This is a genomic window from Streptomyces odontomachicola, assembly GCF_039605595.1.
Taxonomy (GTDB): Bacteria; Actinomycetota; Actinomycetes; order Streptomycetales; family Streptomycetaceae; genus Streptomyces.
Genome location: NZ_JBCFOK010000002.1, coordinates 466,701 through 483,375 on the forward strand (window position 1 = coordinate 466,701; position 16,675 = coordinate 483,375).

13 protein-coding genes and 1 pseudogene are annotated in these 16,675 nt (G+C 72.7%); 4 read left to right on the forward strand and 10 right to left on the reverse strand.

Features of this window, described 5'->3' with window-relative positions:
* Positions 1-86 precede the first annotated feature (86 nt).
* Positions 87-848 carry a DeoR/GlpR family DNA-binding transcription regulator gene (locus tag ABEE00_RS04875; protein WP_345743970.1) on the reverse strand — a complete coding sequence of 254 codons (762 nt, stop codon included), beginning with the start codon at positions 846-848 and terminating at the stop codon, positions 87-89.
* 230 nt (positions 849-1,078) lie between these two features.
* On the opposite strand from ABEE00_RS04875, the gene ABEE00_RS04880 reads away from it, so the two are divergent.
* Positions 1,079-1,657 (forward strand): cupin domain-containing protein, encoded by a 579-nt coding sequence (locus ABEE00_RS04880; protein WP_345743971.1) that lies wholly within the window; start codon positions 1,079-1,081, stop codon positions 1,655-1,657.
* A gap of 28 nt (positions 1,658-1,685) precedes the next feature.
* Here ABEE00_RS04880 and ABEE00_RS04885 read toward each other — a convergent pair whose 3' ends face one another.
* Positions 1,686-2,066, reverse strand: coding sequence for a 5-carboxymethyl-2-hydroxymuconate Delta-isomerase (locus tag ABEE00_RS04885; protein ID WP_345743972.1), 381 nt, complete (start codon positions 2,064-2,066; stop codon positions 1,686-1,688).
* A gap of 233 nt (positions 2,067-2,299) precedes the next feature.
* Here ABEE00_RS04885 and ABEE00_RS04895 point away from each other — a divergent pair, with 233 nt between their 5' ends.
* Positions 2,300-3,610 (forward strand): hypothetical protein, encoded by a 1,311-nt coding sequence (locus tag ABEE00_RS04895; protein ID WP_345743973.1) that lies wholly within the window; start codon positions 2,300-2,302, stop codon positions 3,608-3,610.
* Between the two features lie 107 nt (positions 3,611-3,717).
* Here the strand turns inward: ABEE00_RS04895 and ABEE00_RS04900 are convergent, their stop codons facing one another.
* From ABEE00_RS04900 to ABEE00_RS04915, 4 genes are all read right to left on the reverse strand, one after another.
* Positions 3,718-5,244 (reverse strand): amidohydrolase family protein, encoded by a 1,527-nt coding sequence (locus tag ABEE00_RS04900; protein ID WP_345743974.1) that lies wholly within the window; start codon positions 5,242-5,244, stop codon positions 3,718-3,720.
* An 82-nt stretch (positions 5,245-5,326) separates the two neighbouring features.
* A complete protein-coding gene (locus tag ABEE00_RS04905; RefSeq protein WP_345743975.1) occupies positions 5,327-6,274 on the reverse strand; it encodes an Lrp/AsnC family transcriptional regulator in 948 nt (315 codons plus the stop codon).
* 143 nt (positions 6,275-6,417) lie between these two features.
* Positions 6,418-7,686, reverse strand: coding sequence for an amidohydrolase (locus tag ABEE00_RS04910; protein WP_345743976.1), 1,269 nt, complete (start codon positions 7,684-7,686; stop codon positions 6,418-6,420).
* A gap of 56 nt (positions 7,687-7,742) precedes the next feature.
* The gene (locus ABEE00_RS04915) at positions 7,743-9,044 is read right to left on the reverse strand and encodes an MFS transporter (protein WP_345743977.1); all 1,302 of its coding nucleotides are present in this window, start codon (positions 9,042-9,044) and stop codon (positions 7,743-7,745) included.
* Positions 9,045-9,239: 195 nt separating this feature from the next.
* On the opposite strand from ABEE00_RS04915, the pseudogene ABEE00_RS35755 reads away from it, so the two are divergent.
* A pseudogene (locus ABEE00_RS35755) lies at positions 9,240-10,112 on the forward strand (AsnC family transcriptional regulator); the annotation flags it as partial.
* Positions 10,113-10,275: 163 nt separating this feature from the next.
* Here ABEE00_RS35755 and ABEE00_RS35760 read toward each other — a convergent pair.
* The 4 genes from ABEE00_RS35760 to ppk2 form a co-directional block, all read right to left on the reverse strand.
* Positions 10,276-11,529, reverse strand: a complete 1,254-nt coding sequence (locus ABEE00_RS35760) for a PAS domain-containing protein (protein ID WP_451918492.1) — start codon at positions 11,527-11,529, stop codon at positions 10,276-10,278.
* A gap of 112 nt (positions 11,530-11,641) precedes the next feature.
* Positions 11,642-12,574, reverse strand: coding sequence for a DMT family transporter (locus ABEE00_RS04930; protein WP_345744066.1), 933 nt, complete (start codon positions 12,572-12,574; stop codon positions 11,642-11,644).
* A 241-nt stretch (positions 12,575-12,815) separates the two neighbouring features.
* Positions 12,816-14,246 carry an MFS transporter gene (locus tag ABEE00_RS04935; RefSeq protein WP_345743979.1) on the reverse strand — a complete coding sequence of 477 codons (1,431 nt, stop codon included), beginning with the start codon at positions 14,244-14,246 and terminating at the stop codon, positions 12,816-12,818.
* Positions 14,247-14,378: 132 nt separating this feature from the next.
* Entirely contained in the window at positions 14,379-15,239 is an 861-nt protein-coding gene (gene ppk2 / locus ABEE00_RS04940) for a polyphosphate kinase 2 (protein ID WP_345744067.1), read from the reverse strand.
* Between the two features lie 179 nt (positions 15,240-15,418).
* Here ppk2 and tuf point away from each other — a divergent pair, with 179 nt between their 5' ends.
* Positions 15,419-16,612 (forward strand): elongation factor Tu, encoded by a 1,194-nt coding sequence (tuf, locus tag ABEE00_RS04945; RefSeq protein ID WP_345743980.1) that lies wholly within the window; start codon positions 15,419-15,421, stop codon positions 16,610-16,612.
* Positions 16,613-16,675: the final 63 nt, after the last annotated feature.

Consider the following 16,675-nt stretch of genomic DNA (forward strand, 5'->3'; position numbering starts at 1 on the left):
GGTCGGCGGCCCGCGAGGCGTCAACCGGAGAGAGGGGCGGCGCGGCCCCTCAAGTCCCGTACGGGGATGGCCGCTTGTCAGGCTGATCAGGCCACCACGACCCGGCCGCCGGCCCGCCTGATGGCCTCGCGCAGTCCCCGGTCGCACGGCCGGTCGGCGATCAGCGCGTCGAAGCCGTCCAGCGGGCACACGCGGTGCGCCGCCGTCCGCCCGAACTTGCCCGAATCGGCGAGGACATAGCGCTGCGAGGCGTTGCCCAGCATGACGCGCTTGAGCGCGACCTCGTCCAGGTAGTAGTCCGTCAGCCCGTACGGGGCGATCCCGCCGGAGCCGAGGAAGGCGGCGTCGGCGCGCAGGTCCGCGAAGAACTCCAGCGCGTGCGCGTTGGAGCAGGCCAGATCGCCCGCGCGCAGCCGGCCGCCGCTGACCAGCACCTCCACCCTCGGCCTCGTGCTGACCTCGGCGGCCACCAGCAGCGAGGGGGTGGCGACGACACCGGCGTGGTCGGCCGGCAGGGCGCGTGCCACCTCCAGCGCTGTCGTGCCCACGTCGATGACGACGGTCTGGTGCGGTTCGATGAGGGCGGCCGCGGCGCGCCCGATCGCCTGCTTCTCCGCGGTCCTCGCGCCGCTCCGCTCGGCGAACGGGGCCTCCTCGCCCACCGGGGGCTGCGGGGTGGTGGCGCCGCCGTGCACGCGGGTCAGTTCGCCGCGCCGCTCCAGGAGGGCCAGGTCGCGGCGTACGGTCTCGCGCGAGACGGCCAGCAGCGCGGTCAGCTCGTCGGTGGTGACGAAGCGCTGCCGGGAGAGTTCGGCGACGATCCTGCGGTGCCGTTCGGCGGCCAGCACGTGCGGCCTCCCTGTGCGGTTTCGGCGGCTGTGGTTCCGGCGACTGCGTTTCCGGTGGCTGTGTCGCTGGTGAACTGCGTCTCCGGCGACCGGTGGCTGTTCCCGGTGATCCCGGTGACTGTTTCTGTGGACGAGTGACCGTACCTCAGGGGTGGTGCCCGGCGGCATGGCGCGGACGGCACGGGGCCCGGGCCTGATCGGTCCGTCCGCGCCGGGATACCGTCGGCGCCATGACGACGACCGGCCCGCACGACCAGCACGGCCCGCATGATCCGCACACCTCGCACGAGGGGCACGGCCCGCACGAGGGACAGCACGACGCGTTCCATCCCGATCTGCCGGACCGCCCGGCGCCCGGGGACGGCAGCACGCTGCGGCAGCGGCTGCACCACATCCGGGCCGGCGAACTCGACGGCGACACCTCGCAGACCGGCGGCATGCGGCGATTCGCCGCGATCAGCGGCGCGGCCGTGGGCTCCGAGCGCATCTGGATGGGGCAGACCCATGTCGCGCCCGACACCGCCTCGGCCAACCACCACCATGGCGAGTCCGAGACGGCGATCCATGTGGTGCGCGGGCACCCGGAGTTCGTGTTCCTCGACGACGGCGGCGACGGCCCAGCGGAGGAGGTGCGGCTGCGCACCGGGCCGGGCGACTACATCTTCGTCCCGCCCTACGTCCCGCACCGCGAGGAGAACCCCGACCCCGAGGAGGAGGCCGTGGTCGTGATCGCCCGCAGCACCCAGGAGGCGATCGTGGTCAACCTTCCCGACCTGTACGTGCTGGGGCGCGAGCCGGGAGAGGGGTAGCGCGCTCCGGCCCCGTACGGGCCGGACCTCACGCCCGTACGGGCTGTCGTGCCGCCGCCGTGGGGGAGAGGCGGTAGGAGGGGGCCAGCTCGCGCACCTCGGCCGAGAGGAAGGCGCGCGCCGCGATCTCCGGAGGGAGATGCCGCGCGAGCAGGGCCAGGATGCTTTCGGAGAGCTGCGCCTTGAGTGCTTCGTGGCGCCCCGGTACGAGGCCGACCTCAGCGTGGACGAAGATCTCCGCCGCGTTCGCGTCGTCGCCCACGTACGCCTCGGACGCGCGGAGGAAGGTCTTGCACACACCCGTCGACCCCGTCTCCTCGAGGATCAGCGGATGCAGCTCCCCGAGCAGCGCCTCCCGGTCGAGTACACCGGAGAGCTGCGAGGAGTAGTCGATGGTGAGGTGCGGCATGAAAACCCTTCGGCCGTTCTAGTTTCTCGGGGCAACTATATTTGCCCGGGAAAACGCGGGAACTGCCGCACCCCGGATTCCGTGTCCGGTCCGGAGCCAGCCGCGGTGGTGGAGCTGGGCGATCACGCGGGGGAGCTCGTGCGGGCCGTCGGCGAGGGGGGCGAGCTGGGTTGCCACCTCCTCGCTTCGGCTGCCAACCGGCCCTCGTGCGGCGGTTGTTAGCGTGTTCGGTCATGTCCTCCTCAAGCCTTCCCGGCGAGCTCCCTCGCCCGCGTCCGCGTCGTCGTGCCCTCAGGGCGCTGCTGGTGCTCGCCGTGCTGGGCGGGGTCGGCTTCGCCGGGTGGCAGGGGTGGCAGGCGTACGGCGCGTACGAGAGTCGTCAGAAGATCGACGCGGCGTGTGCGGGGCTGGTCGATCCGGGCCGGGTGATGGACCTGCGCGGCGGGGGCTTCGTACACGTGACGGCGGCCGACAAGGGCATTCCGACCATGGGCGGGCCCGACGACCAGAGCTTTCCCGAGGCCCCGAACTTCCCCGACGGGTTCCCGGTGGGATCGTGCGCGATCTACCGGGGGAGTGAGGGAGACAACGACTCCCACTTCACGCTGCGGGTCAGCTGGGAGCCCGACGGCCCGTTCGGCAATGTCGTCAGCGGCAGGTCGCTCACCACCGACCCGCTCTTCCACGAATCCGAGGGCCGCCCCGACCGCGACCCCACGCGCCGCCTGGACGCCGCGCTCCCGCAGCCGCTCGGCAACGGCGCGCACGGCACCTACACCGAGGACGGTGCCACCCTGACCACCCCCTGCCCGGGGCGGGTGAAGGACGAGCGGGCGCTGCGGGTGGAGACGACGGCCCCGCCGAGGGACGAGCGGCCGCACGGCGCGGGAGTGACCGACGCCGACCGGGGCGAACTCGCCGCCCTCGCCCGGCAGGCCACACAGCGCGTCGCGGCCGAGCTCGGCTGCCACATCCCGGCGCTGCCCAAGACGCCGCGCCGCCTGGACGCCCCGCGCATGACGCTCGGCGACGCGCGCAAGGAGAAGGGCACGTGTGCCTGGTACGGGCGGTTCGCGCACGAGAAGGGGCGGAGCGAGCTGCCCGACCGCGCGATCGGCAGCACGCCCGACGACGCGGCGCCGGAGGAGAGCTGCGTACTGGGCGTCGGTCCCTCGCGGATGGCCGGGGTCTCCGCGCGGCACGGGGAGGACGTCGACCGGGACTCGCGCCGGGACGCATGGGGTGTGCGGTTCGACACCTTCCGCGGTGACGAGGCGCGCGACGTCACCATCGAGGATTACGGGGAGGACCAGAGGAAGCTGAAGCCGGGCGACGCGGGGAAGATCCCCGGCGGCTCGGTGCGGTGGGCCTCCTCGACCTGCCACGGCGACGTGGCCGTGCACACGATGTCCGCTGACATGGTCTACGCCGGGTACGTGGAGGACCGCCTGGACCAGCTCTTCGCCGCGTACGTACAGGACGCGGCGAAGAAGCGCGGCTGCACCGAGGTGACCCTGCCGGGGAAGGGCGACGGCGGCCGCTGACCCCGGGGCCCGGCCACGGCGTGGCGGCGGGCCCGCCCGGTGCCGGACCGTCAGTGGAGCGTGGCGCGCCGAACACCCCGCCTCCTGACCAGCGAGTCTCAAGAAACTCAAGGAGTGTACGGAGCGGGCACGCCGAGCCGTTCGCGCTCGGCGGCCACGGATTCGCGCACGTCGGCGCGCAGCTCCGCCGCGTCGAAGACGACGCCGCCCTTGACGGTCTGGGCGACGCCGCCCGCGCGGGTCAGCGTGCCGTCGGGGCGCATGCGCAGGTGGCCGTGGCCGTAGAGGGTCTTGAGGTTGGCGAGCGGGTTCTCCGCGGTGATGAGGAGGTCGGCGCGCTTGCCCGGCTCCACCACGCCGGTGTCCGGAAGGCCGAGCAGCGCGGCCGCGTTGGAGGTCGCGCACTGGAGGATCTCCAGCGGGTGCAGCCCGGCCTCGCGCAGCAGCTCCATCTCCTCGATGAGCCCGAACCCGTACAGGTTGTAGATGAAGCCCGCGTCCGAGCCCAGGGTGAGGCGGCCGCCGCGGTGGTAGAAGTCGCGGACGAAGGTCATCCAGAGCCGGTAGTTCTCCTTCCAGGCGACCTCCTCCTCGGTGCCCCAGTCGTAGAAGAACGAGCCGTGGCTGACCGGGTCCGGCTGGAAGAACGTCCAGGACTGCGGCGAGCTGTAGTCGCGGTGGTATTCGCGGCCCCGCGCCCGCGCCGCGTCGCGCGAGGCCACGTACACCCCGAGCGTCGGGTCCAGGGTCGTGCCGAGCGAGACCAGCTCGTCCAGGGTGTCGTCCCACAGCCCGCTGCCCGGTGCGGCGGCCTCGCGCCACAGGCGGCCCAGATAGGCGAAGCGGTCGTGCTCGTTGTTGTAGTTGTACGAGCCGGGGAAGCGCTGCACCCTGCGGTCGGCGAACATCGCCTCGGGCAGCCCGTAACCGTGCTCGATGCTGGTCAGGCCCCAGCGTGCGGTGGTGAGCGCGTTCACGCGTGCCACGTCGGAGGGCGCGTGGTGGCACGCGCTGCCCAGGCCCAGCCTGTTGGCCTCGGCGATGGCCGCCTGGAAGATCTCCGGCGGCGCGCCGAAGAACTTGATCCCCCGCGCACCGGCCGCCGCCTGCGCCGCCACCCACTCTTCGCCGTCCCTGGGCGTGCGGAAGGGCTCGCCGCGGTCGGCGCCGAAGGCGGAGTACGGGACGATGCGCGGCGCGGTGATCTCGTCAGCCTCGCTGCGCGCGGCCTCGCGGAGGGTGAAGTCCAGCCCGTTGCCGATGCATCCGGGTTCGCGCACGGTCGTGATGCCGTGCCCGAGCCACAGCTTGTAGATGTAGTCGGCGTCAGGACCCTGCTCGGCGCAGCCGATGTGCGCGTGCGCGTCGATCAGGCCGGGGAGCACGTAGTGGCCGCTCAGGTCCCGCACCTCGGCACCGCGTTCGGCCGCGCTCGCGCCCTGCTGGGTCATGTCGGTGTTGCGGCCCGCGGAGAGGATCGCGTGGATGCGGTCGTTCTCGATCACGATGTCGGCCGGGCCGTAGGGCGGGGCCCCTGTGCCGTCCACGACGGTGACGTTCTTGAGGATCAGCCGAGGGTACGGGCCCGAGCCGAGGCTGCCCTCGCGGCCAGGGGCGATCTGGGTGAACTGCATGCTGGTGCCCTTTCGTTCTCGGTGTGTCGCGGGTGTCGGCGAGCGTGCTCCGTACACGGATGGCGCGGGCCGGAAAGGGAGTTCACAGGCGGACGCCCGCGCGCTTGTGCACGCGCAGCACCACCGACAGGTCGACGGACAGCAGTCCGGGCAGGCCGGAGAGCGGCCCTTCGAGGAGGTCCTGCATCCCGGCGACCGAGGGGTGCACGGAGTAGCCCAGTACGGTGGCGGGCCCGGTCACGAAGTACAGGGCGCGCACGGCAGGTTCGGCGGCGAGCGCGCGCCGCACCGCGCGCAGGTCGGAGGGCCGGACGCCGAGGGTGAACCGGGACTCGGCGCGGTAGCCCAGCGCCGCGGGCTCCACGTCGGCGCGCAGTTGCAGGGCCCCGCCCGAGGTCATCCGCTGCACCCGGCGCTGCACGGTCGTCTCGTGGATGCCGAGGGAGCGGGCGATGCGGGAGAGCGGGGCGCGGATGTCCTCGCGCAGCGCGCCGGCGATGGCGAGATCCGTGTCGTCCAGCGGCGATGCGTCGGGCTCGCCGCCGTCCTCGGCGGCCCGGCGCCTGGCCTCGCCGATGCCGCCTTCGGGGTCCCAGTCGACGGCCGTGAACAGCAGGCGCATCACGACGCGGGTGCGCACGGCCAGCACGTCGGGGAGGGCGCCGAGTTCGCCGGTGACGACGGCGTGCAGCGCCTCGGTGTCGGGCGCGGTCAGGTCGGCCACCACGTCGTGGTCGCCGGTGACGACCGCGACGAAGCGGGTGTCCGTACGGGCGGCCAGCGCGCGGGCCACCTCCTCGCCGGTGCCCGGGCGGCACGTGATCTCGACCTGGGCCACGAGGAAGCGGCGCGCGTTCTCGTAGAGCACGGAGGCCGAGAACAGCAGCGTGCCGTCCGCGCGCAGCCGCTCCACGCCGCGGCGCACGGTGCGTTCGTCCGCGCCGGTCTCGGCGGCGAGCGCGGCGAAGGGTGCGCGCGGGGCGCGCCGCAGCGCGAGCACCAGCGCACGGTCGAAGCCCGACAGAGCCATGTGGACCGCGCCTCCCCGCCCGGGAATCACCACCCGGAATGCCTTGATGCCCGCGCCTCTCCCATACAGGATCCTGAAATCCTGCACGGCTAAGGCCAGTTGTGCGGGCATCGTGCATCGCCGTACGAGAAGGCGTCAAGAGGTCAGGTGCCCGGTGCGGCGGAGGTCTCCTGCGGCGCGAGGTACACCGCGCTCGCCGCGAGCAGATCGCGGATGCCCGCCTCCAGCGTCGGTTCCGGATCCGGCGCGAAGTACGGCGAGTGGTTGGAGGGGATCCGCGGGGGCAGCGTGCCGCCGCGCAGCCGGTCCAGATCCTCCGGCGTGTACGTGTCCCAGCCGGCGCCCCCGAAGTGCCAGAACACCGAGGGGCACGCGGCCGCCGCGCCCAGCAGCCCGAAGTCCTCGCTCCCGCCCAGCGGAGCGGCGAGTTCCTGCACGGGCGCGCCGGTGCCCTCCAGCGCGCGCAGGACGAGCGAGGTGGCCTGCGGGCTGTTGAGGGTGAGCGGAAAGCCGTCGTACGCCTCGACCTCGGGAGGCCGCGGCGCCCCCGACGCCTCCGCCTCGCAGCGGATGATCCGCCGCACCTCCTCCAGTGCCTCGGCGCGGGTCTCCTCGTCGTACGTGCGCAGGCTCAGGAGCAGTTCGGCCGTGTGCGGGATGATGTTGGCGGCAGAGCCCGAGTGCAGCGACCCCGGGGTCAGCACGGGGGCGGGGGAGCGCGGGGCCTGGCGCGCCGCGTAGGTCTGGAGCCTGAGCACCACGGCGGAGGCCAGCACGATCGGGTCGACCGCCTGCTGGGGCGTGGAGGCGTGGCCGCCCGCGCCGTACAGCGTCACCCGCAGGCTGTCGGCCGCCGCCATCAGGAGCCCGGGCCTGCTGATGACCACGCCGGCGGGCAGCGGGCCCACGTGCTGGCCCAGGCAGACGTCCGGGTGCGGGAAGCGGTCCAGCAGGCCGTCGTCGAGCATGGCCCGCGCGCCCTGGCCGATCTCCTCGGCGGGCTGGAAGACGGCGACCACCGTGCCGCTCCACGTTCCGGGGCGCTCGGCCAGTTCGCGGCAGGCGGCCAGCAGGCAGGTCACGTGCACGTCATGGCCGCAGGCGTGCATCCGCCCGCTCTCGGCCGAGGAGTACGGCAGATCCGTGCGCTCCTCCACCGGCAGTCCGTCCATGTCGGCGCGGAGCAGCACGACGGGGCCCGGGCCGTTGCGGAGCACGCCGACCACGCCGGTGCCGCCGACGCCCTCGGTGACCTCCCAGCCGGGGGAGGCGGCCAGCTCGCGGGCCACGGCGGCGGCCGTACGCCGTTCCGCGAAGGCGAGTTCGGGATGCGCGTGCAGGTCGCGGTAGACGTCGAGCCAGTGATCGAGGTGGGGGACTGGGGTGGTGGCGTCGGGCGCGGTCGAGGTCAAGGGATCCTCCGGGGTACGGCGTACGGGCTGATGGCTCGTCAGGTGAGGGGTCGGGCTCAGGCGTGGCCCGGTGCCTGGTCCGGAGCAGGGTCCTGGCCCCGGCCCTGTGCGTGGTCCGCCGTCTCCTGCTCCCGCTCGTTCGCCCCTGGCTCGGAGAGCAGGTGGCGGAAGCGGGGCAGGAAGCGTTCCGTGGTCTGGGGGAGGAACAGGACCACGGCGATGGCCAGTGCCGGGCCGACGGCCAGCGAACTGAGCGCCACCGGATAGGAGAAGCGGTCCACGAGCGAGCCGACGGCGGCCGGCGTGACCACGCCCGAGAGCTGGCCGCCGAAGAGGATCACCCCGGACGCGGCGCCGGTGAGCCCCGGCGGCAGGCTGCGCAGCGGTACGGAGAAGCACGGCAGATAGCACAGCCCCGCGAAGAAGCTCAGCACCGCGGCGCACGTCGCGTAGCCACCCACTCCGGAGGTGTGCGGCAGCCACAGGATCAGCACCGCCACCACGCACATCGCGGGCACGACGATGCGGCGCGGCCTCCCCTCGAAGCGGTCGGAGAGCCGGCCGCCGATGACCGCGCCCACCGCGGCCAGCAGCGTCGGCGCCAGCGTGTAGAGCCCGGCCTGGCCGACCTTGAGCCCGCGCTCCTCGATCAGGTACGACGCGCTCCAGGAGTTGAGCCCCCAGATCACGATGTCGTACGCGAAGAACATCGCGGCGAAGCCCCACATCGCGGGCGAGCGCAGCACGGCGCGGGTCGCCCCGCGCGCCCGGCGCAGCACGGGGCCGGTCTCCGACTCCGGCAGCGGCGGCGGCATCCAGCGGCGCACGGCCACCAGCACCAGCAGGCCCAGCACGCTCACCGCGACGAACATGACGCGCCAGTTCCACAGGGACAGCAGCACCGAGGCGAGCAGCGCGGCCACCAGGGCGCCCATCGCGTTGGAGCTCTGCAGCCAGCCGGTCGCGGTCATGCGCTGCTCCGGAACGCTGCGCCGGCTGAGCGTGTGCAGCGCGGCGCCGGGGAACAGGCCCTGGGCGGCGCCGAAGAGGCAGCGCACCGCGAGCAGCGCGGCGAACGACCAGGCCACCGCGGTCAGTCCGGTGAAGACCGACCAGAGCAGCAGCGCCAGACAGGCCATCCGCACGCTGCCGAAGCGGTCGGCCAGGAGCCCGCCGGGAATCTGCACCAGCGCGTAGGTGACGAAGAACGCCGAGACGATCAGGCCCCGTTCGCCGTGCGTGAGGCCGAAGGTCGCGCCGATCGAGGGCAGCGCCAGATTGATCACAAGCCGGTCGACGTAGTCGACGCACCATGCCGCGAAGAGCAGCACCACGGTGATCCGCGTCGTTCTGTGCACGGCGGTCGCCTCCCTGACCCGGTGGCTGCGGACCCGCACACCATGGGGTACGCGCCGCTCGCGGCGACCGCATCGCCGCATTCCGGCGGGCGGCGGGTGCGCGGCGCAGGATTCCGCCGCGGGCCCCGGGGCCCGGCGTCCCGGCCGCGTTCACGACCCTGTCGCGGGCGCTTCCCGGCTGCCACGATGATCCGCATGTCGACCGCACCCGCTCCCGTACCGCTGCCCCGTACGGGCGCCGCGCTCGCGACCGGGCTGAACGGAATCGGGCCGACCGCAGTCGGGCCGACCGGCACCGGACCGACCGGCTCCGGACCGAGCGGCTCCGGACCGAGCGGCTCCGGACCGAGCGGCTCCGGACCGAGCGGCTCCGGACCGAGCGGCTCCGGACCGAGCGGCTCCGGACCAAGTGCGACCGGAGACGCTCCGGGCAGGACCGGACCCGTGCTGAGCGAGACCGACCTGGCGCTGATCGAGGCGCTCCAGGTGCAGCCCCGCGCCTCCTGGGCGCGGGTCGCCGAGGCCACGGGCGTGGACGCCACCACGGCCGCCCGGCGCTGGCGCCGGCTGAGCGGGCAGGGCCTGGCGTGGCTGACCGCCTATCCGCTGCAACGCGACTTCACCGTCGGCTACTTGGACCTGGCCTGCGATCCCGAGCGCCTGGAGGAGATCACCGACACGCTGTGCGGGTGGTCGTACGTCTTCCACCTGGAGCGCATGACGGGGGACCACCAGATCTTCCTGGGCGTCGCCGCCGCCGATCTGGCCGCCCTCGACGCCCTGGTGACCGCGCGGCTGCCGGGGCTTCCCGGCGTGCGCTCGGTGCGCGCCGCCGTGGGGACGCGGATCTACCGCGAGGGCGGCGACTGGCTGCCGCACGCCCTGAGCAGCAGCCAGCGCTCCCGGCTGGTCACGCGGAGCGCGGGAGGCCCGCGCCCGGCCCCGGACGCGCTGCGCGAGGACGACCGCCCGCTGCTGCGCGCGCTGGGCGCCGACGGCCGCCGGAGCTGCGCGGACCTGGCCCGCCTGTGCGGGCTGAGCGAGACGACCGTACGCAGGAGGCTCGGGCGCATGATGCGCAGCAGGCAGCTGCGGTTCCGCTGCGATGTGACGCAGCCGCTCGCGGGGTGGCCGGTGAGCGCCGCGTACCGGATCGGTGTGCCGCCGCAGGAACTGGACGCCGCGGCACGCGCGTTGGCCGCGCTGCCGCACACCCGGCTGTGCGCGGCGGTCACGGGTACGCACAACCTGCTGTTGCTGGTCTGGCTGCGCTCGCCCGGCGAGTGCGCGCCCTTCGAGGAACAGCTCCTGCGGCGCTGCCCCCGCGCGGAGATCGGCCGCCGCGAGCTGACCCTGCGCGCGGCCAAGCGGATGGGCAGGCTCCTGGGCGCGGACGGACGGGCCAACGGGCACGTGCCGCTGGGGCTTTGGGCGCCGGGCTGAGGACCGTCTCAGCGCACACGCTCAGCGTTCCGTCGGCCGGCGGCTCCTGGGGCTGCTGCTCGGCGCTGCGGGCGCGGTAGAGGGTGAGCGTGCCCAGCATGGACGCGGCGGTGCGCAGCGGGAAGGCGAACACCGCCGAGAGCCCGATGCGCTGGGCCGCGTCCGTGAACAGCGGCCAGGCGGCACCGGCCCTGTCCAGGTCGGCGGCCGGAACGGCCTCGCCGGTGTCGAAGGCGGTCAGCGAGGGGCCCTCGCCCACGACCCACTGCAATTCCTCGGCACGCTGCGCGAGCCGGGAACTCGCACCGAGCTGGTGCGGCATCCGGCTGCCGCGGTGCAGCGCGCTGCCGTGCAGGGTGATCGCGGCGCCGTCGACGGGCAGTTCGGCCACCGCGGCGCCGCACACGGCGTCGGCGCACCCCGCGTTCCTGTCCTCGCGCACGGCGTGCACGATGCGGTGCCAGAGCGCGTCACGGCGCGCGTGCGCGGAGGCCGGGGCGTGCACGGGCACGGCGGGGGGAGCGGTTAAGGCGTCGGCGGCGCGCTCGTAGCGCGCGAGGGCCAGCATCGCGTGGTGCACGGCCGCGGGCGGCTGCCCGTCCCCGTCGGTCCCCGCGCCGTGCAGGAGGTCGTGTACGGCGGTGACGTCCTCGACGTGGTGCAGCGCGCCCACGACCCGCCCGTCGCCGTCCAGCAGCGGGGAGTTGAGCGGCGACCACGTCTTGAGCCGGAAGGTCCCGGGGTTTTCGACGTCGGGGATGTCGTAGCGCTGGACCCCCATGTTGTGCGGTGCGCCGTGCCGCAGCACCTGCTCCAGCGAGGCGCCGAGATTGCGTACGCCGTCGGCCTTCTCGTCCTCCGGATTGTCCGGGAAGGCGTCGAACATGAACATCTCGAGCAGCTCGTCGTGCGAGCGCCCCGTGGCCCGCAGATACGCGGGGTTCACCCCCTGGATCCGCAGGTCGGTGTCGAGCACCACGTAGGGGGCAGCCGTCATCTGGAACAGCTGGCTGCCTGACGTGGCCCGCAACACGTCGTGCACAGAGGCTCACCTCACTGGACTGCCGGTGATCACGGTGTTCGGTTCACAGGTTAGAGCAGCGCGCGGGCAGCCTCGACGGCGCGGCCGCGACCCCGGGGAGGGAGACCGTGCGTCAGTGGGTGGAGTCGGCGGACACGGCCGGTTGGTCGGGTGCGGGTGCCGTGGCGGACGGGCGGTCGCCGGGGGACGGTGCGGTACGCGGCCTGCCCCGCATGCGGGAGAGCGCCACCCCGCACAGGCACAGCACTCCGCCGAACAGCGTGAGCCAGCCCGGCACTTCGCCGAGCAGCAGCCACGACATGAGGACGACGAGCACCGGTACCGCGTACGTGGTCGCGCCCATCTTCCCCGCGGTCGTACGGGAGACCGCGTACGCCCAGGTGGTGAAGGCGAGGGCGGTCGGGAACACGCCCAGGTAGACCATCTGCAGGGTCGCGGACGCCGGCGCGCGGCCCACCTCGGAGGTCAGCTGCCCCGCGAACGGCGCGCACACGACCGCCCCGGCCAGCGCGCCGAACGTCGTCGCCTGCATCGGCGTCGCGTGCTTGAGCGTCGGCTTCTGCACCACCACGCCGACCGCGTACACCACAGCGGCGCACAGACACAGGGCGATCCCCAGCAGCGAGGACCCGTCGCCCTCGGACGTGGACAGGCCCACCACGGCGGCGCCCGCGAAGGAGACCCCGACGCCCGCCATCAGCCGCGGAGGGAAGCCCTCCTTGAGCAGCCAGCCGCCCAGGAGCGCCATCAGGATCGGCCCGACGTTGACGAGCAGGGAGGCGGTGCCGGCGTCGACGTGGTGCTCGCCCCAGTTGAGCATGACCGTGTACGCGCCGAACCAGAGGATGCCCGACGCGATGATGCCCGGCCACGCCTCACGGGGCGGGAGCCCGCCGCGCCGCGCCAGCAGCACGGCGCCCAGCACGAGCGAGGCCACCAGGAGCCGGCCGAAGGCGAGCGAGCCCGGCGAGAAGTGCGCGGCCGAACTGCGGATCGCGATGAACGAGGAGGCCCACAGCAGGACCGTCACGGAGGCCGCGGCCACCGCGCGGCCGTCCACTCTCCCCGAGGGGCCCGCTGCCGCAGGGGACTTCCCCTCGCCGTCCGCCGCTTCCGCCGCCGTACGTCCGCTCACGATCGCACCCTCCCAAGGCTCTCCCCGCGCGCGCACTCGCGCACGCGGGGAGCAAGCGTGCATGGGCCAACGGTCCGTCGCAACCGATTAGTTGTGCTGGTGGGACGGTTCAGTTGCGCTGGTGGGGCGGCACTTCCGCGGTGCGGTCCGGTCAGGAAGCGGGGGAGGCGACCGGCTCGGCGGTGCCCTGCTCCGGCTTCTCCGCCGCCGGCGCCTCGCCGTCGTCCAGGGAGACGTTCTTGGTCTCCTTGCCGAGCAGCAGGGAGATCAGGGTGAGGACGGCCATCGAGGAGAGGTACACGCCGACCAGCCACGGCGATCCGTCGCCCGCCTCCCACAGCGCGACCGCGATGAACGGGGCCACCGCCGCGCCGAGGATCGAGCTGACGTTGTAGGCGATGCCCGACCCCGTGTAGCGCACGCTCGTGGGGAACAGCTCGGGCAGCAGCGCGCCCATCGGGCCGAAGGTCATGCCCATCAGCGACATGCCGAGCACCAGCCACAGCACCACGCCGAGCGTGCCCAGGCCGAGCAGCGGCACCCACACCAGGCCGAACACCACGATGCCCGCGGTGATCCAGATCAGGGTGACGCGGCGGCCGTACTTGTCCGCGAGCGGCCCCGAGACCAGCGTGAACGCGGCGAAGAACAGCACGCCGAAGATCATCATCAGCACGAAGGTGGTGTAGCTGTAGCCCAGACCCGGCACCGCGGCGTCCTTCGCGGCGCGGCCGTAGCTGAGCGAGAACGTGGTCATCAGATAGAAGAGCACGTACGTGGCCAGCATGACGAAGGTGCCGAGGATCAGCTGCTTCCAGTGGCTGCGGAACACGGTGGCCAGCGGCAGCTTGCGCACCCCGCCCTTCTCCTGGGTCTTGGTGAAGACCTCGGCCTCCACCAGCCGCATCCGCACCCACAGGCCGATCGCGACCATCACGGCGGAGAACAGGAACGGGATACGCCAGCCCCAGCTCTGGAACGCCTCGGAGGGCTGCGTCGGATCGGCGCCCGCGGCCGACGGCAGCAGCGCCCCGATCAGCAGGAACAGCCCGTTGCCGATGATGAAGCCCAGTGGCGCGCCGAGTTGGGGGAAGGTGCCCCACAGCGCGCGCTTGCCCTTCGGTGCGTTCTCGGTCGCGACCAGCGCCGCGCCGCTCCACTCGCCGCCGAGCGCGAAGCCCTGCGCGAGCCGCATCAGCACGAGCAGCGCGGTCGCGATCCAGCCCGCCTGGGTGTAGGTGGGCAGCACGCCGATGAGGAACGTGGCGATGCCCATGGTCATCAGCGAGACCACCAGCGTGCGCTTGCGCCCGAGCCGGTCGCCGAGGTGCCCGAAGAAGACGGCGCCGATGGGACGGGCGACCATCGCGGCGCCGAACACCGCGAAGGAGGAGAGCAGCGCCGTGGTCGGGTCGCTGCTCGGGAAGAAGAGCGCGGGGAAGACCAGTACGGCGGCGGTCGCGTAGATGTAGAAGTCGTAGAACTCGATCGTCGTGCCGATGAGGCTGGCGATCAGTACGCGGGACCGCGGGTTGACGGGTGCTGCGGGTCTGTCCGCTGTGCCGGTGGCAGGTGTGGGCATCTCTCGGTCTGTCTTTCGCGCGAGGGGTTCGAGCGGTCGCCCTAAACGGGCAGTAAAAACGATCTCACGCATCTCATGTTTCGGTAAGGCCATGACCAGGATATGAGACGGCGTGGCTGGTCGAGAGCCTGGTCAGCCGCTTGCATCCCGCGCCAACGCCCCCGCGTGGTCCGGCACATGGCGCTGCCGCTCCCGCGGCGGCCGCGCGTATCCGGTGGAGGGCGGGCGCGGGGGCAGGTGCAGCACGGGCTGCGCGACCTTCTCGTACGGGACCGTGGACAGCAGGTGGGCGATCACGTTCAGGCGGGAGCTGCGCTTGTCGTCGCTCTCGACCACGTACCAGGGCGCCTCGGCGGTGTCGGTGTGCGCGAACATCGCGTCCTTCGCCCGCGAATAGGACTCCCACCGGGTCTGGGACTCCAGATCTATGGGGGAGAGCTTCCAGCGCCGGGTGGGGTCCGCGAGGCGCGCGCGGAAGCGCTCCTCCTGCACGGCATCGCTGACGGAGAACCAGTACTTGCGCAGCAGGATGCCCTCCTCCGTCAACAGCCGCTCGAAGGCCGGGCACTGGTGCAGGAAGCGGCGGTACTCCGCCTCGGTGCAGAAGCCCATCACGCGCTCGACGCCGGCGCGGTTGTACCAGCTTCGGTCGAAGAGCACGATCTCGCCCGCCGCCGGCAGGTGCGCGATGTAGCGCTGGAAGTACCACTGGCCGCGCTCGCGGTCGGTGGGCTTGGGGAGCGCGACGGTGCGTGCGGTACGGGGGTTGAGGTGCTCGGCGACGCGCTTGATGGCGCCGCCCTTGCCCGCCGCGTCCCGCCCCTCGAACACCACGACCAGCCTCGCGCCCTCGGCCCGCACCCACTCCTGGAGCCTGACCAGCTCGGTCTGGAGGCGGTAGAGCTCGCGCTCGTACGCCTTGCGCGGGAGCCTGCTCCGGGGCTTCGTGCCGCTCGCCGTGCTCCTGCCGCCGTCCCGCGTGCCGCCCTGCACCGTGGCCACCGCAACCGCTCCTCGCCGCTCCGCCGGATCCGGCGCCGACCGCCGGTCCCTCCCGACTAGTCCGCCGCGGGTCCGCGCAACAGGGGCCGTGCGGCCCTGTCGCCGTGACCCGTACGGCGGGACGCTACGGCTGTGCCACTCACCCGTCCCTCACGGCAGGAGTGCTCGCGGTGACGAAGGCGAAATACGAGCGGACCAAGCCCCATGTGAACATCGGCACCATCGGCCACATCGACCACGGCAAGACGATGCTCACGGCGGCGATCACCAAGGTGCTGCACGACAAGTACCCGGAGCTCAACGCCTTTTCGGCGTTCGAGTCGATCGACAAGGCGCCGGAGGAGCGCCAGCGCGGCATCACGATCTCCATCGCGCACGTCGAGTACCAGACGGAGAACCGGCATTACGCGCACGTGGACTGCCCCGGCCACGCGGACTACATCAAGAACATGATCACCGGCGCGGCGCAGATGGACGGCGCGATCCTCGTCGTCGCCGCGACCGACGGGCCGATGCCGCAGACGAAGGAGCACGTCCTGCTGGCCCGCCAGGTCGGCGTGCCGGCCATCGTCGTCGCCCTGAACAAGGCCGACATGGTGGACGACGAGGAGATCATGGAGCTCGTCGAGCTGGAGACCCGCGAGCTGCTCAGCATCTACGAGTTCCCCGGCGACGACATCCCCGTGCTGCGGGTCTCCGCGCTCAAGGCGCTGGAGGGCGACGAGCGGTGGACGAACTCGGTGCTGGAGCTGCTCGCGGCCGTCGACTCCTATGTGCCGGAGCCCAAGCGCGACGTGGACAAGCCGTTCCTGATGCCCATCGAGGACGTCTTCACCATCACCGGGCGCGGCACGGTCGTGACCGGGCGCATCGAGCGCGGGGTGCTCAAGGTCAACCAGCCCGTGGACATCGTCGGCATCCAGGCGGAGAAGACCGGCACGACCGTCACCGGCGTCGAGATGTTCCGCAAGCTGCTCGACGAGGGCCGCGCGGGCGAGAACGTGGGGCTGCTGCTGCGCGGTGTGCGGCGGCACGACGTCGTACGCGGGCAGGTCGTGGCGGCGCCCAACTCGGTCACCCCGCACACCAGGTTCGAGGCGACGGCGTACATCCTCTCCAAGGACGAGGGCGGGCGGCACACGCCGTTCTTCAACAACTACCGGCCGCAGTTCTACTTCCGCACCACCGACGTGACCGGCGTCGTGACGCTCCCCGAGGGCTCCGAGATGGTCATGCCGGGCGACCACTCCGAGCTGATCGCCGAGCTGATCCAGCCGGTCGCCATGGAGGAGGGCCAGAAGTTCGCCATCAGGGAGGGCGGCAGGACGGTGGGCGCGGGGCAGGTGACCCGGATCCTGGAGTAACCGGCCACCGGGTTCCCGCTGTGCTGTGGATCACAGCGCCGTAGTGTCACGTCCTGCCCGTGC